The organism is Micromonospora sp. CP22 (assembly GCF_009712475.1).
Taxonomy (GTDB): Bacteria; Actinomycetota; Actinomycetes; order Mycobacteriales; family Micromonosporaceae; genus Micromonospora.
In genome coordinates, this window is record NZ_VCJO01000010.1 from 153566 (window position 1) to 168959 (window position 15394).

The following is a 15394-nucleotide window of genomic DNA, read 5'->3' on the forward strand; positions in this document are numbered from 1 at the left end:
GGATGACCGGGACCATCGGGCTGCCGATTCGGGGACATCCCTGACGTCGGTTTCGGGGATACCCGCAGCCGGAAATCCGCTGCGGCTCCGCCCGGAGTCGGACGGATTCGTAACAGGCAGCACAGATGATGGATCCGCGCCGGACCAGCGGGGGTCGGTGCGACCAGACGACGGAGAGGTACACGACGTGACCGCTACGACAGGCCAGTCGGCAACGGCCGCAGCCCGGGCGAGCGATGTGTGGAAGGTGTATGGCAGCGGCGAGGCCCAGGTCATCGCCTTGCGGGGGGTCAGCGCGGAGTTCGAACGCGGACGGTTCACCGCGATCATGGGCCCGTCGGGTTCCGGTAAGTCGACCTTGATGCACTGCCTGGCCGGGTTGGACTCGGTGACCCGGGGGACGGTGATGATCGGCGACACCACCGTCACCGGGCTCGGTGACGCGGGTCTGACGAAGCTGCGTCGGGACAAGGTCGGCTTCATCTTCCAGCAGTTCAACCTGCTGCCGACGTTGACCGCCAAGGAGAACATCCTGCTCCCGTTGTCGATCGCCGGGCGTAAGCCGGACCCGGCCTGGTACGACGTGGTGATCGACACGGTGGGCCTGCGGGACCGGTTGGGTCACCGGCCGGCGCAGTTGTCCGGTGGTCAGCAGCAGCGGGTGGCGTGTGCCCGTGCCCTGGTCGCCCGCCCCGAAGTGATCTTCGCCGACGAGCCGACCGGCAACCTCGACTCGCGGGCCGGTGCCGAGGTGCTGAACTTCCTACGCAACTCGGTACGCCAGCACGGGCAGACCATCGTCATGGTGACCCACGATCCGGTGGCGGCGGCGTACGCCGACCGGGTGGTCTTCCTCGCCGACGGTCAGATCGTCTCGGAGTTGATCGAGCCGACCGCCGACACGGTGCTGGACACGATGAAGAAGCTCGACACGCCCGCCGAGGTGACCGGCTGATGTTCCGGGCAACCCTGAAGAGTCTGCTGGCTCGCAAGGTCCGGCTGATCCTGTCCGGCCTGGCCGTGGTGCTCGGCGTCATGTTCGTCTCCGGCGCCTTCGTCCTCACCGACACCCTGGGCCGCTCCTTCGATTCGCTGTTCGCCGACGCGTACGCCGAAGTGGACGTCAACGTGGCCGCCAAGCCACGGTTGGAGATCAGCGAGTTCGAGGGCGAGCAGTTGCCCACCCCGTTCCCGGCGGCGGTGCTGGAGAAGGTCCGGACGGTGGACGGGGTGTCCGAGGCCACCGGTGTGGTCGCCGTCGACGGTGCCCGGCTGATCGGCAGCAACGGCAAGGCGGTTACCTCGTTCGGGCCGCCCCAGTTGGGCGGCAACTGGGTCGGTGAGAGCGACCTGGTCCGGCTGCGCGAGGGCCGGGCGCCGCAGGCCGACGACGAAATCGTGATCAACAAGGGGTTGGCGGACGCCGGCCGGGTGAAGCTCGGCGACCGGGTGGGCGTGCTCACCCTCGCGCCGCGCAAGGACTTCACCATCGTCGGCATCTTCGGCTACAGCGGTGACCGGGACTCCCTCGGTGGGGCCAACGAGGTCATGTTCACCACGCCCGTGGCGCAGCAGCTGATGCTCGGCGAGCCGGACACGTTCAGCAACATCGTGGTCACCGCCGCCGACGGCGTCTCCACCGACCAGCTCCGCGACGCGGTGGCCGCGGCCGTCGGCGACGGTTACGTGGTCAAGACCGGCGAGGAACTCTCCGCCGATGCCGCCGCCGGTCTGAAGGAGGGGCTGTCCTTCTTCAACCGGATCCTGCTCGGCTTCGCGGCGGTGGCGCTGCTGGTCGGCACGTTCCTGATCCTCAACACGTTCTCGATCATCGTGGCGCAGCGCACCCGGGAGCTGGCGTTGCTGCGGGCGGTCGGCGCCAGCGGCAAGCAGATCATCGGCTCGGTGGTGTTGGAGGCGATCGCCGTCGGGTTGATCGCCTCGCTGCTCGGCCTGGCCGCCGGCATCGGCATCGGGGCGCTGTTGGCGTACCTGTTCGGCAACCTCGCCGGTGGGCTGGAGCTGGCCGGGGTCGCGGTGCCCGCGTCGGCGGTGATCGGTGCGTTCGGTGTCGGTCTGGTGATCACCGTGCTGGCGGCGTTGCTGCCGGCGCTGCGGGCCGCCCGGATCCCACCGATCGCGGCGATGCAGGACGTCGCCACGCCGGATCGACCGTTGACCAAGGTGACCGTCGGTGGCGCGCTGGTCACCGCGGTCGGCGCCACGTTGCTCTTCCTCGGCCTGGGCGGGCACGCCGGTGGCAACACGCTGGCCACCATCCTCGGTGGCGTGCTGTTCGCGTTCATCGGGGTGGCCCTGTTGACGCCGCTGATCAGCCGTCCGGTGGTGGCGGCGCTGGGCACGGTCTTCTCCGGTTGGGTGCCGGGCAAGCTGGGCCGGCTCAACTCCGGTCGCAACCCGCGCCGCACCGCGATCACCGCCGCCGCGCTGATGGTGGGCATCGCCCTGGTCACCGGCATCACGGTGATCCTGGATTCGGCCAAGAGCAGCATCAGCGGCCTGGCGCAGGACACCATCAAGGCCGAGCTGGTGATCGCCGGGGCGCAGTCCGGTCCGCGCCCGCCGACGTTCGACCCGGCGGTGCTGGACGAGGCGAAGGCGATCCCCGGGGTCCGGCTCGTCGACGGCGAGTACGGCGACATGGCGATGGTCGGTGGCGAGCGTACCTGGGTCGCCGCCTCCAGCGAGCCGAGCGCGTTGGTGCGGATGTTCGGCGCCACCGCCACCGCCGGGGACATCGAGCGGCTGGGGCCCGGCCAGATGTTGATCAGTTCGGACCGGGCGGAGTCGCGTGGCCTGTCGGTCGGCTCGACGGTGCCGGTGCAGCTGGCCCGGGGCGAGGAGAGCACCTACACGGTCACCGGCATCTACGAGAGCACCCCGCTGTTCGGTGGTGTGACGCTGCCGGCCGAGGCGGCGCGTGACTTCGCCATCCCGCAGCCCATCCAGGGCTACATCCAGTTGGAGCCGGGGGTCCGGGCGGCCGACGTGCTGCCCCGGGTGGAGGCGTTGCTGGCGGACAGTCCGGAGGTGTCTGTCGCCGACCGGGACGCGTTCATCGAGGAGCAGGCCGGTCAACTCGACGCGCTGCTCCAGATGATCCAGATCCTGTTGGCGCTGGCGATCGTGATCGCGGTGCTCGGCATCATCAACACCCTCGCCCTGTCGGTGTTGGAGCGGACCCGGGAGTTGGGTCTGCTGCGCGCGATCGGTCTGCGCCGGTCGCAGACCATGGGCATGATCACTGTCGAGGCGGTGGTGATCTCGGTGTTCGGCGCGCTGCTCGGTGTCGTGGTCGGTGCCGCTCTCGGCGCCGCGGTGGTGGAGGCCCTACGCGACGAGGGGATCACCAAGCTGGTCCTGCCGTGGAGCCAGATGGGTGTCTTCCTCGGCCTGGCCGCGTTCGTCGGGGTGATCGCGGCGGTGCTGCCGGCGTTCCGGGCCGCCCGGATCAACGTGCTGGGCGCCATCGCCCACGACTGAGGCAACCGGACGAGCGGCCCCTGTCACCGGACGGTGGCAGGGGCCGCTCGGCGCGTCGGACGGTGTCAGCCGAGGTCGCGCCGCAGCAGTCCGCCGAGCAGTTCCAGGTCCGCCAGGAGCAGGCTCTCCAGTTGGTGTACGCCGTCGGTCGGTGCCAGCGGCACCTCGGCGGGTACGGCCAGCACTGCGGCTCCGGCGGCGACCGCGCTGGCCACCCCGGTCGCCGAGTCCTCGATCGCCACGCACCTGTCGATCGGCACCCCGAGCAGCCGGGCGGCGGTCAGGTACGGCTCCGGGTGCGGCTTGGTCGCGTCGACCTCGTCGCCGCAGACCACCACGTCGAAGCTGTCCCGGCCGAGGGTGTCCAGGGCGATCTCGACCAGCGGCCGACCGCTGGAGGTGACCAGGGCGGTGGGGATCCGCGCCTGCCGGACCGCGCCGAGCAGGGCCAGTGCTCCGGGACGCCACTGCAGTCCGGTGCGGAACAGCTCCAGGATCCGCGTGTTGATCCACTCCGCGCTGGCCTGCGGATCCCGGTGTGGCTGTCCCAGGTCGTCGTGCAGGATACGCATCGAGTCGGCCATGCCGGTGCCGACGATGGCCCGCCGGGCGGCGGTGGACAGCGTGCCGCCGTAGCGTTGCGCGAGTTCGGCCAGCGCGATGTCCCACAGTCGCTCGCTGTCGACCAGGGTGCCGTCCATGTCGAAGAGCACGGCGGCCGGGCGGGTGCTGCTCACCGGATCCTCCTCAGGCTCGGGTAACCGGTGAATCCTGCCAGCCGGCGTGACCCCGTGCCCGGCACAGTGACCTTTCTCAACCAAGATCGCAGGCGGCCAGGGACCGCTCGTAGCCACGGAAGAACGACTCGGCCCGCTGTTCGGGGGTGCCGTGCGAGCCCTCCGCGAACCACGGTTGCCCCGGATCGTCGCCGACGGCCAGCAGCCCCTCGTGGAACTCGTCGAGGTCGCCCTCGTCGAGGGTGAGCCGACCGGCGCGGACCGAGTCGCCGAGGAACGCCCCGGCCATGCAGTCGGCCTGCAACTCCTGCTGGATGGTGAAGGAGTAGCGGATGCCCAGCCGGGTCTGGATGCCGTGTGCGTACTCGTGGCCGAGCAGGTAGAACACGAACGCGTCACCGATCTGCCGGAAGGCACCGAAGGACCAGTTGATGTCGTACGCGATGAAGTCGCTGACGGTGCAGTAGACCGCGTTGTTGCGGGGCACCTCCTGGCCACCGCAGGAGACCTCACCATCACGCTGGTACGGGATGACCCGCCGGATCGGCCGGAAGGACCGCCCCGCCGCCTTGAACTGCTCCGCCCAGTACACCTCGGAGAGTCGCTGCGCGTCGGCCATGTCCTGCCGGAACTCCTCCACCGTGTCGGTGCCGTCGGCCCGGGTCACCTCGCCGGTGGGGGTGGCCGGTTCCCGCTGCCCGGTCGGGTCGGCCGACCCGCCCACCGGCTCCACCATGCAGGCGGCCGCCGCCACCAGTGCCACCGCCAGGCCGGCGAGCCTCCCCCGGCGTCGCCCTCGCCCACCTGCCGTCACCCTGTTCCTCCCAGCTCGGCGTCGTCCGACCAGTACCCCGACGGTACGACCGTCACGCCCGTTGCCGTCAGGTACGCCTTACCGCCCCGTCCGGTTCAGTCGACCGGCTCCACGAGCCGACGCCGATCGCCCACCGGACCGCTGACGGCGGACCGCCGGTAGTCGGGGCGGGCTCAGGCGAAGAGGGTGTGGTACGCGTTCAGGGCCGGTTGGCCGCCCAGGTGGGCGTAGAGGACGTTGGCGTCGGCGGGGATGTCCCGGGTACGGACGAGGTCGATCAGTCCGGCCATCGACTTGCCCTCGTACACCGGGTCGATGATCATGCCTTCCAGCTCGCCGGTGAGCCGGATGGCGTCCAGGGTGGACTGCACCGGGATTCCGTACCGGTCCCCCGCCCAGCCCGCCAGGACGGTGATCTCGTCGTCGCGCAGGTCCCGCCGCAGGCCGATGAGCTCGGCGGTGTTGCGGGCGATCTTCTCCACCTGGGCCCGGGTCTCGTCGAGCTTCGCCGAGGCGTCGATGCCGATCACCCGGCGGGGCCGGTCCTGGCCGGCGAAACCGGCGATCATCCCCGCCTGGGTGCTGCCGGTGACGCTGCACACCACGATCGTGTCGAAGAAGACGCCCAGCTCCCGCTCCTGCTGCCGGACCTCCTCGGCCCAGTTGGCGAAACCGAGCCCGCCCAGCGGGTGGTCGGACGCCCCGGCGGGGATCGCGTACGGCACGCCGCCGCGGGCCCGGACCTCCTCCACCGCCCGTTGCCAGCTCTCCTTGATGCCGATGCCGAACCCGTCCCGCCCGAGGCGCACCTCGGCACCCATGACCCGCGACAGCAGGATGTTGCCGACCTTGTCGTTGACCGGGTCGGGCCAGTCCACCCAGCTCTCCTGCACCAGGACGGCCTTCAGGCCGGCGCGGGCCGCCACGGCGGCCACCTGCCGGGTGTGGTTGGACTGCACGCCGCCGATGCTGACCAGGGTGTCCGCGCCGCGCGCGAGGGCGTCGGGCAGCAGGTACTCCAGCTTGCGGGTCTTGTTCCCGCCGAAGGCGAGTCCACTGTTGCAATCCTCCCGTTTGGCCCAGATCCGGGCACCGCCCAGGTGGCGGCTCAGCCGGTCCAACGGGTGGATCGGGCTGGGACCGAAGAGCAACGGGTAACGGTCGAACTCGGCGAGAGACATGCAATATATTGCACGTAGCATTCATCTGGGTGTCAAGGTTCCCGCGCGACCCGTCGCCGCCCGGCACTACGGGACGGGGGCGTGACGTCGTCGACGTCACGCCCCCGATCATCGGATATAACCGCAGGTCAGCAGGTGTTCAACATGCTGTTCAACGCGGACTTCTCGGCGCTGTCGACGGTCAGGCCGTAGTACCACTTCACCTGGATCCAGGCCCGCGCGTAGGTGCAGTGGAAGGCGGTGCGCGGCGGCTTCCAGGCAGCCGGGTCCTTGTCCCCCTTGGACGAGTTGATGCTGCCGGTCACCGCCCACAGTTCCGGGCCACCCAGGTCGTTGGCGTACGTCTGACGCCGCGCCGTGGTCCAGGCCCACGCTCCGGACCGCCACGCCTCGGCGAGCGGCACCACGTGGTCGATGGAGATGTCGGACGCGTTCGTCCGGGTCACCCCGTCGTACGGGCTGTACCAGGACCCGGACGTCGGAGAACAGTTGGAGCCGACGACGACGTTGCTGCCGTCGCGCTTGAGCACCTGCTCCCGGGTGTTGCAGGTGCCGGTGATGGTGATCCAGTGCGGGAACAGGTCCCGACGATAGCTGGACTGGTGGGACTCGGCCGCGACGGTGAGCGAGTTCAGCCGACTCACCGCAGTGCTGTACGAGGGGATGTTGGGCGGCGTGGCGTGTGCCGCCGGCGGGACGAGTACGACGGACAGGACGACGGCGATCACCGAGACGATGGCGACCTTGCGTAGGTGAGCCACGGGGCGACTCCTGACTGTCTCCTGCCACGGCGGGTGGGGGAACCCGACTTGGGGGCGCGGCAGGGACACGGGCATTCTCGCAAACATCGCGATCAATAGATGTCGTCGCGCCGAAAGCCCGGTGAAAGTCACGTGACGGCCCCTCCGACGCACGGCCGTGGCGCGGGTGGCGCCGGGTTCACCGCCCGCCCGCTGGTGTCACGACGGCGGCGGGCGGGGTCGAGGAGGTGTACCCACCGCCGCCGGAGTCGTCGAGCCGCCGCCGACGGTCCGCACCGTCGGCGGCGGCGACCTACTCAGGCGCCCACGTACGCGGCGAGGTGCTCGCCGGTGAGGGTGGACCGGGCGGCGACGAGATCGGCCGGAGTGCCCTCGAAGACGATCCGGCCGCCGTCGTGGCCGGCGCCCGACCCCAGGTCGATGATCCAGTCGGCGTGTGCCATGACCGCCTGGTGGTGCTCGATCACGATGACCGACTTGCCCGCGTCGACCAGCCGGTCGAGCAGGCCGAGCAGGTGCTCGACGTCGGCGAGGTGCAACCCGGTGGTCGGCTCGTCGAGCACGTAGATCCCGCCCTGCTCGCCCATGTGGGTGGCCAGCTTGAGCCGCTGCCGCTCGCCACCGGAGAGGGTGGTGAGCGGCTGGCCGAGGCTGAGGTAGCCGAGCCCGACCTCGGAGAGCCGGTGGAGGATGCGGTGCGCGGCGGGGGTACGGGCCTCGCCGGAGGCGAAGAACTCCGCCGCCTCGCCGACCGGCATCGCGAGCACCTCGGCGATGTTCCGGCCGCCGAAGTGGTACTCCAGCACGGATGCCTGGAACCGCTTGCCCTCGCACTCCTCGCACACCGTGGCCACCCCGGCCATCATCGCCAGGTCGGTGTAGATGACGCCGGCGCCGTTGCAGGTGGGGCACGCCCCCTCGGAGTTGGCGCTGAACAGCGCGGGCTTCACACCGTTGGCCTTCGCGAACGCCTTACGGATCGGGTCGAGCAGCCCGGTGTACGTCGCCGGGTTGCTCCGCCGCGAGCCACGGATCGCGCCCTGGTCGATCGCCACCACCCCGGCGTCCGACGGGATCGACCCGTGCACCAGGGAACTCTTGCCCGAACCGGCGACGCCGGTGACCACGACGAGCACCCCGAGTGGAATGTCGACGTCGACGTCGCGCAGGTTGTGCGTCGACGCCTTCCTGATCGGCAGGTGTCCGGTGGGCGTACGCACCGACTTCTTGAGGGTGGCCCGGTCGTCGAGGTGCCGGCCGGTGAGGGTGCCGCTGGCCCGCAGCCCTTCGACGGTGCCCTCGAAACAGACGGTGCCACCCGCCGTGCCGGCCCCGGGACCGAGGTCGACGACGTGGTCGGCGATGGCGATCGTCTCCGGCTTGTGCTCCACGACGAGCACGGTGTTGCCCTTGTCCCGCAGCCGCAGCAGCAGGCGGTTCATCTGCTGGATGTCGTGCGGGTGCAGCCCGATGGTGGGCTCGTCGAAGACGTAGGTGACGTCGGTCAGCGACGAGCCGAGGTGGCGGATCATCTTGGTGCGTTGCGCCTCGCCGCCGGAGAGCGTCCCGGACGGCCGGTCCAGGCTGAGGTAGCCGAGCCCGATCTCGACGAAGGAGTCGAGGGTGTGCTGCAACGAGGCCAACAGTGGCGCCACCGAGGGCTCACGCAGCCCGCGCACCCACTCGGCCAGATCGCTGATCTGCATCGCGCAGGCGTCGGCGATGCTGATGCCGTTGATCTTCGACGAGCGGGCCGCCGCACTCAGCCGGGTGCCGTCGCACTCGGGGCAGACGGTGAAGGTCACCGCCCGCTCCACGAAGGCGCGGATGTGCGGCTGCATCGCCTCGACGTCCTTGGACAGGAACGACTTCTGGATCTGCGGGATCAGCCCGGTGTAGGTCAGGTTCGTCCCGTCGATCTTGATCTTGGTCGGCTCCTTGTGGAGCAGGTCGTGCAGCTCCCGCTTGGTGTACTCGCGGATCGGCTTGTCCGGGTCGAAGAAGCCGCAGCCACGGTAGATCCGGCCGTACCAACCTTCCATGCTGTAACCGGGCACCGTGAGCGCGCTCTCGTTGAGCGACTTGCTGTCGTCGTACAACGCGGTCAGGTCGATGTCGGTCACCCGGCCGGTACCCTCGCAACGCGGGCACATGCCACCGGTGATGCTGAAGCTGCGCCGTTCCTTCGTCGTGGTGCCGCCCCGTTCGATGGTCACCGCACCGGCGCCGCTGATCGAGGCGACGTTGAAGGAGAACGCCTGGGGGGAGCCGATGTGCGGCTGGCCGAGCCGGCTGAACAGGATCCGCAGCATGGCGTTGGCGTCGGTGGCGGTGCCGACGGTGGACCGCGGGTTCGCCGCCATCCGCTCCTGGTCGACGATGATCGCGGTGGTCAGCCCGTCGAGGAGGTCGACCTCCGGCCGCCCCAGCGTGGGCATGAAACCCTGGATGAACGCGCTGTACGTCTCGTTGATCAGCCGCTGTGACTCGGCCGCGATGGTGCTGAACACCAGCGAGCTCTTACCGGAGCCGGAGACCCCGGTGAACACGGTCAGCCGACGCTTCGGCAGCTCGACGGTGACGTCCTTGAGGTTGTTCTCGCGGGCGCCCTGCACCCGGATCAGATCGTGACTGTCCGCGGCGTGCCGCGCCGACGACTGGTTGTCCAAGCTCATCGCACTCCCTGAATACGAATCATGTTGCCGGCGGCATCGCGGACGGCGCAGTCACGAACCCCGTACGGCTGGTCGGTCGGCTCCTGCACGATGTCGATGTCGGCGGCCTGGAGCCGCTCGAAGACACCGTCGACGTCGGGCGTGGCCAGCACGATCGAGGCGTAGGTGCCCTTCGCCATCATCTCGGTGATGGTGCGGCGCTCCTCGTCGGTCACGCCGGGGTCGGCCGCCGGTGGATGCAGCACGACGGAGGTGTCGGGCTGACCGGGCGGTCCGACGGTGATCCAGCGCATGCCCTGGAAGCCGACGTCGTTGCGGACCTCGAAACCGAGGAGATCCCGGTAGAAGGCCAGGGAGACGTCCGGGTCGGTGTGCGGCAGGAAGCTGGCGTGAATGGTGAGGTTCATGACGGCCACGCTAACCAGGGACGCATCGGCACTGCTTCTCGATTCCTGATCGGTCTGGTCACCTGTTTCACCACGCAGGACGGGAGCCCTCTCGTGGCGCGCGCCGCGTCCCGGCGGTAGACGCTGGGCGGCACCCCGACCAGCTCGGTGAAGCGGGTGCTGAACGTGCCCAGCGACGAGCAGCCGACCGCGAAACAGACATCGGTGACGCTGAGGTCACCCCGGCGCAGCAACGCCATGGCGCGTTCGATGCGCCGGGTCATCAGGTAGCCGTACGGGGACTCACCGTAGGCCAGCCGGAACTGGCGGCTGAGGTGCCCGGCCGACATGTTGACCCCACGGGCGAGCGCCTCCACGTCCAGCGGCTGCGCGTACTCCCGGTCGATGCGGTCCCGCACGCGGCGCAGCCGCGCGAGATCGTCCAGTCGCTGTTCGGTGGATCTGCTGGTCACCCGCACGATCCTGCCACGCCGGTCCGACATGTCGTGACCTCGCCGGTCCGCCGCGCGCCCGCCGACCGGTCAGGGCAGCAGGATGACGTGCAGGGTGCGGGGGCCGTGTACGCCCTCGACCCGGTCGAGTTCGATGTCGCTGGTGGCCGACGGGCCGCTGATCCAGGTCAATGGCCGGTGCGGGGTGAGGCGGGCCAGGGCCTGGGGCACGTCGGCGACCACCTGGGCGGTGCGGACCACGCAGACGTGCCGGTCCGGCAGGAGACTGAGCACGCGACGGCCCTGGTCGGGCGAGCCGTCGAGCACGACCGTGCCGGTGTCGGCGATGGCGACGGCGGCGGCGGTGACCACGGCGGCGGCGGCGGCGATCCGAGCGTTGTCCAGATCGTCGTCGGGTAGGACGGTCACGGTCGACGGCAGCCAGGCAGACGGTAGCCCCGGCGGAACGACGACGATCGCCGCAGCGGGCAGGATGCCGGCGATGGTGTCGGCGACGGCCGTGGCGGCGACCCGGTGCACCTGGGCGCGGTAGTCGGTCAGCCGGTCGACCAGCCGCTCGATGTCGACCACGCCGTCGCGCCGGTAGTCGCGTGGCACCTCGGTCAGCGCCGGTGCGGCGGGGCCGAGCGCGGCGCGGAGCCGGGCGAGGACCGTCTCCCGGGCGGTCACCGGTTCGCCCACCAATCGCGGAAGGTCTGCGGCGGCGGATCGGACAGGTCACGGCCGTCGGTCCAGCCGGACAGCGGCGGCGGCAGACCACGGCCGCGCCGTCCGGCGAGCCGGCTCAGCCGCGTCGCGCGCTGCGCCGCCGCGAACAGTGCCGGGCGGTCCATGGCGTACGCGGCGGCGGCCATCACGGCCGACTCCGCGTGCGGATGCGGCGCCCGGTCGCGCAGGTGCACCAGCAGCTCCGGAATGTTGATCTTCACCGGGCAGGCGTCGTAGCAGGCCCCGCAGAGCGACGAGGCGTACGGCAACGAGGCGTTGTCGGCCACCCCGGTCAGCTGCGGGGACAGCACCGCGCCGATCGGTCCCGGATACACCGACCCGTACGCGTGCCCGCCGGTGCGCTCGTAGACCGGGCACACGTTCAGGCACGCCGAGCAGCGGATGCAGTGCAACGCCTGCCGGCCCACCTCGTCGGCGAGCACCGCGCTGCGTCCGTTGTCCAGCAGCACCAGGTGAAACGCCTGCGGCCCGTCGCCCGGGGTGACCCCGGTCCACATCGAGGTGTACGGGTTCATCCGCTCCCCGGTCGAGGCCCGGGGCAGCAGTTGCAGGAACACCTCCAGGTCCCGCCAGGTCGGCACCACCTTCTCCACACCCATCACGGTGATCAACGTACGCGGCAGCGTCAGGCACATCCGACCGTTGCCCTCGGACTCCACCACCGCCAGCGTGCCGGTCTCCGCGACGGCGAAGTTCGCCCCGGAGACCGCCACCGGCGTGGACAGGAACGTCTGCCGCAGAAAGCGACGCGCCGCCGCCGCGAGGTCTGCCGGTTCGTCGGTCAACGCCGGGTCCACGCCCGGCATCGCGCGCAGGAAGATCTGGCGGATCTCGGCCCGGTTGCGGTGGATCGCCGGCACCAGGATGTGACTCGGCCGGTCGTCGCCCAGCTGCACGATGAGCTCGGCGAGGTCGGTCTCCACCGGCGCGATGCCGGCCGCTTCGAGGGCCTCGTTGAGGCCGATCTCCTGCGTCGCCATCGACTTGACCTTGATCACCCGGTCGCTGCCGGTGTCGCGCACCAGGTCGACGACGATCGCGTTCGCCTCGTGGGCGTCGGCGGCCCAGTGCACCACTCCACCGGCCTGCGTCACCCGCTGCTCAAGCTGTTCCAGCAGCTCCGGTAGCCGGGCCATGACGTCGGTCTTGATCGCCGACCCGGCCGCCCGCAACCGCTCCCAGTCCGGCACCTCGTCGATCACCGCGGCCGACTTCGCCCGGATCGTCGCGGTGGCGTGCCCGAGGTTGCGGCGCAACTGCGCATCGGCCAGCGCCCGTCGGGCGGCGACCGGGAAGGGCTCCGCGCCCCGCAGGTGCCCGACGCCGGTCGGCGCGGTCGGCATGCCGAGGAAGGTCCGCGTCACGACCGCACCACCAGCTCTGCCCGCTCACCCATGGTGTCGTCCCGCTCGGTCGAGGCCAGGATCTCCGCCAGATGCACCGTCCGGACTCCGCTGTGCAGCCGGGACAACCCACCACCGATGTGCATCAGGCACGACGAGTCACCCGCCGTGCAGACCTCCGCGCCGGTGGAGAGCACGTGACGCATCTTGTCCGCCAGCATCGCCGTCGACGTGTCCGCGTTCTTCACCGCGAACGTCCCCCCGAACCCGCAGCACTGCTCCGCCGCCGGCAACTCCACCAGATCCAGCCCACGCACCTCGCGCAGCAACCGCAGCGGCCGGTCGGCCACCCGCAGCATGCGCAGCGAGTGACAGGTCGGATGGTAGGTCACCCGATGCGGGAAGTACGCGCCGACGTCGGTTACCCCGAGCACGTCCACCAGCAACTCGGACAGCTCGTACGTCCGCCCCGCCACCGACTCCGCCCGCGCGGCCAACCGGACGTCACCGGCGCGCCGCGCCACCGTCGCGTGCTGGTGGCGGACCGACCCGACGCACGATCCCGAGGGGGCCACGATCACGTCGTACGGGTCGAAGACCCGGGTGTGTCGGCGTACCAGCGGCAGCGCCTGCGCCTGGTAACCGGTGTTGACATGCATCTGCCCACAGCACGTCTGCCCCGGCGGGAACGCCACCTCGTGCCCCAACCGCTCCAGCAACCGCACCGTCGCCTTCGCCGCCTCGGGAAACAGGGTGTCCGCCAGGCACGTCACGAACAACGCGATCCGCACGTCAACCCTCCGTCGACACCGTCACGGAACCACCGTCGGGCCGGTGGCGCAGGATCCGCTGAGTCTGCCGTACCGCAGGCCGCGACACCACCGGACCGGGCCGCCGAGGTCACCGACCGCGCGCCGTCACCAGGCCGGACTCGTACGCGATGACCACGAGCTGTGCTCGGTCACGGACCTGGAGTTTCGTCATCGCCCGGTTGATGTGGGTCTTCGCGGTCAGCGGGCTGATCACCAGGCGTTCGGCGATCTGGTCGTTGGACAGGCCCTGCGCGAGAAGGGCGACCGTCTCCCGCTCCCGGTTGGTCAACTCCTTCAGCCGCGCGCCGGCCGGCGTCCGCGGTGGCTCGGTGACGTACCGGTCGATCAGCTTGCGGGTGATCGACGGTGCGAGCAGGGCGTCGCCGCGCGCGGCCACCCGCACGGCGTGCACGAGATCCGCCGGTTCGATGTCCTTGACGAGGAAGCCGGCGGCACCGGCACGCAACGCGTGGAACACGTGCTCGTCGAGGCCGTAGTTGGTCAGGATGACCACGTGTACGCCGGACAGCGCGGGATCCGCAGCGATGCGCCGGGTCGTCTCGATGCCGTCCATGACCGGCATCTGGATGTCGACCAACGCGATGTCGGGCAGGTGTTCCCGGGCCAGGGCCAGCGCCTGCTGGCCGTCGGCGGCCTCGGCCACCACCTCGATGTCGTCCTCGATGTCGAGCAACGCGCGGAATCCGCTGCGCAGCAGCGGTTGGTCGTCGACCAGCAGCACGCGGATCATGGCGTCGCCCCCACCGGAAGCTCGGCGTGCACGGTGAACCCGCCCCCGTCGCGGGCCTCGGCGCGCAACAGGCCCCCGAGGGCGGCGACCCGTTCCCGCATGCCGAGCAGCCCGACGCCGGGTGCGGTCGAGCCGCCCGGCACGGCCTCGCCGTCGTCGTCGACCCGGATCGCGACGGCATCCGGCCGGTAGTCGATCCGCACCGACGCCGAGGCGGTGGAGGCGTGTCGGGTGATGTTGGTCAGCGCCTCCTGCACGATGCGGTAGGCGGCGAGGTGCACGGCGTCCGGCACGTCGGGGCGTTGTCCGTCGATGGTCAACGTCGCGTCCACACCGGCCAGCCGGGCCCGCCGCACCAGGTCCGGAAGCTGGTCGAGCCCGGGCGAGGTGGTGGTCCCGTCGGCGCGCAGCGCCTCCAGGGTCGCGCGCAGTTCCCGGGTCGCCGCACGGCTGGCCTCCCGGATGGCCACCAGCGCCTCCGGCACCGGCTCACCGCGTCTGCCGGCCAGGTGCACCGCGACCTCGGCCTGCACCTTGATGATCGAGATCTGGTGGGTGAGGGAGTCGTGCAGTTCCCGGGCGATGCGCAGCCGCTCCTCGTCGGCGCGGCGCAGCGCCGTCTCCTCGCGGGTGCGCTCGGCCTCCTCCGCGCGTCGCTCAGCCTGCCGTAACGCCTCACCGGCGGCACCGGCGGCGACCAGCCAGGCCACTTCGAGCGCGTCGCGGGCCTGGGCGAGCGCCTCGCCGACCGGCGGCGTCGGCGGTAGGGCCAGGGCGGCGAGCGGAAGGGAGACCAGCATCGCGACAGCCGCCACGACGGTGACCGCGCGGTGCCCCGCGCGGACGGCCGCGTACACCGCGAACAGGAACGCCACAGCGGGCACCTCGATGCCGGCTGCCTGGTAACCCACCGCGCACACGCCGGTGACGACCAGCACCGCCACCGGAGCCCGTCGGCGGGCGACTAACGCCAGGCCGCCGGTGACCACACAGGCGTAACCGAACAGGCCGACCGCCGTGGTGGGCGGCGCCGCGGACAGCCCGGCGACGAGCAGCACCGCCGTCACGCCGACGGCGATCACCCAGTCCCGGACCGCCGCAAGCCGCAGAATCCGCCCGCACCGCTCACCCATGCGCGCACCCTAACCGGCAAACCCCGACCGGTGACTCATGCGCACGGACGACTGGGCACCTACCACGTACGCGGTAGCGCGGCGGCGGCCACCAC

The 15394-nt window shown here is 70.8% G+C and carries 14 protein-coding genes; 2 read left to right on the plus strand and 12 right to left on the minus strand.

Annotated elements, in window-relative coordinates; translation table 11 throughout:
* The first annotated feature begins 187 nt into the window (after nt 1-187).
* Complete coding sequence (locus tag FF096_RS18000; RefSeq protein WP_309223518.1) at nt 188-955, plus strand: ABC transporter ATP-binding protein; 768 nt, start codon at nt 188-190, stop codon at nt 953-955.
* The gene (locus FF096_RS18005) at nt 955-3504 is read left to right on the plus strand and encodes an ABC transporter permease (RefSeq protein ID WP_155219838.1); all 2550 of its coding nucleotides are present in this window, start codon (nt 955-957) and stop codon (nt 3502-3504) included. Before FF096_RS18000 ends, FF096_RS18005 begins: the two co-directional genes overlap by 1 nt.
* Nucleotides 3505-3569: 65 nt before the next feature.
* On the opposite strand, the gene FF096_RS18010 is transcribed toward FF096_RS18005, so the two are convergent.
* From FF096_RS18010 to FF096_RS18065, 12 genes are all read right to left on the minus strand, one after another.
* Nucleotides 3570-4217, minus strand: coding sequence for an HAD family phosphatase (locus tag FF096_RS18010; protein WP_309223538.1), 648 nt, complete (start codon nt 4215-4217; stop codon nt 3570-3572).
* A 100-nt stretch (nt 4218-4317) separates the two neighbouring features.
* Entirely contained in the window at nt 4318-5088 is a 771-nt protein-coding gene (locus tag FF096_RS18015) for a neutral zinc metallopeptidase (protein ID WP_155219841.1), read from the minus strand.
* A gap of 140 nt (nt 5089-5228) precedes the next feature.
* Entirely contained in the window at nt 5229-6236 is a 1008-nt protein-coding gene (locus FF096_RS18020) for a 1-aminocyclopropane-1-carboxylate deaminase (RefSeq protein ID WP_155219844.1), read from the minus strand.
* Between the two features lie 128 nt (nt 6237-6364).
* Complete coding sequence (locus FF096_RS18025; RefSeq protein ID WP_309223519.1) at nt 6365-6997, minus strand: HNH endonuclease family protein; 633 nt, start codon at nt 6995-6997, stop codon at nt 6365-6367.
* 296 nt (nt 6998-7293) lie between these two features.
* Nucleotides 7294-9672, minus strand: a complete 2379-nt coding sequence (locus FF096_RS18030) for an excinuclease ABC subunit UvrA (RefSeq protein WP_155219850.1) — start codon at nt 9670-9672, stop codon at nt 7294-7296.
* Nucleotides 9669-10079, minus strand: a complete 411-nt coding sequence (locus FF096_RS18035) for a VOC family protein (protein ID WP_155219853.1) — start codon at nt 10077-10079, stop codon at nt 9669-9671. Before FF096_RS18035 ends, FF096_RS18030 begins: the two co-directional genes overlap by 4 nt.
* Nucleotides 10076-10531 (minus strand): helix-turn-helix transcriptional regulator, encoded by a 456-nt coding sequence (locus FF096_RS18040; RefSeq protein WP_309223520.1) that lies wholly within the window; start codon nt 10529-10531, stop codon nt 10076-10078. Before FF096_RS18040 ends, FF096_RS18035 begins: the two co-directional genes overlap by 4 nt.
* Before the next feature lie 69 nt (nt 10532-10600).
* Nucleotides 10601-11215, minus strand: coding sequence for an LUD domain-containing protein (locus FF096_RS18045; protein WP_155219859.1), 615 nt, complete (start codon nt 11213-11215; stop codon nt 10601-10603).
* Complete coding sequence (locus tag FF096_RS18050; protein WP_155220052.1) at nt 11197-12603, minus strand: lactate utilization protein B; 1407 nt, start codon at nt 12601-12603, stop codon at nt 11197-11199. The genes FF096_RS18045 and FF096_RS18050 overlap by 19 nt, the downstream gene beginning before the upstream one ends.
* Nucleotides 12604-12620: 17 nt before the next feature.
* Complete coding sequence (locus FF096_RS18055; protein ID WP_309223522.1) at nt 12621-13394, minus strand: (Fe-S)-binding protein; 774 nt, start codon at nt 13392-13394, stop codon at nt 12621-12623.
* 109 nt (nt 13395-13503) lie between these two features.
* The gene (locus tag FF096_RS18060) at nt 13504-14166 is read right to left on the minus strand and encodes a response regulator transcription factor (RefSeq protein ID WP_155219862.1); all 663 of its coding nucleotides are present in this window, start codon (nt 14164-14166) and stop codon (nt 13504-13506) included.
* Entirely contained in the window at nt 14163-15299 is a 1137-nt protein-coding gene (locus FF096_RS18065; protein ID WP_155219865.1) for a sensor histidine kinase, read from the minus strand. The genes FF096_RS18060 and FF096_RS18065 overlap by 4 nt, the downstream gene beginning before the upstream one ends.
* Between the last annotated feature and the right edge of the window lie 95 nt (nt 15300-15394).

Bases quoted from the DNA above. Each gene is read 5' to 3' on its own strand.
- FF096_RS18005 (WP_155219838.1), top strand. From the start codon at position 955: ATGTTCCGGGCAACCCTGAAGAGTCTGCTGGCTCGCAAGGTCCGGCTG.
- FF096_RS18020 (WP_155219844.1), bottom strand. From the start codon at position 6,236: ATGTCTCTCGCCGAGTTCGACCGTTACCCGTTGCTCTTCGGTCCCAGC.
- FF096_RS18030 (WP_155219850.1), bottom strand. From the start codon at position 9,672: ATGAGCTTGGACAACCAGTCGTCGGCGCGGCACGCCGCGGACAGTCAC.
- FF096_RS18035 (WP_155219853.1), bottom strand. From the start codon at position 10,079: ATGAACCTCACCATTCACGCCAGCTTCCTGCCGCACACCGACCCGGAC.
- FF096_RS18050 (WP_155220052.1), bottom strand. From the start codon at position 12,603: ATGCCGACCGCGCCGACCGGCGTCGGGCACCTGCGGGGCGCGGAGCCC.
- FF096_RS18060 (WP_155219862.1), bottom strand. From the start codon at position 14,166: ATGATCCGCGTGCTGCTGGTCGACGACCAACCGCTGCTGCGCAGCGGA.
- FF096_RS18065 (WP_155219865.1), bottom strand. From the start codon at position 15,299: ATGGGTGAGCGGTGCGGGCGGATTCTGCGGCTTGCGGCGGTCCGGGAC.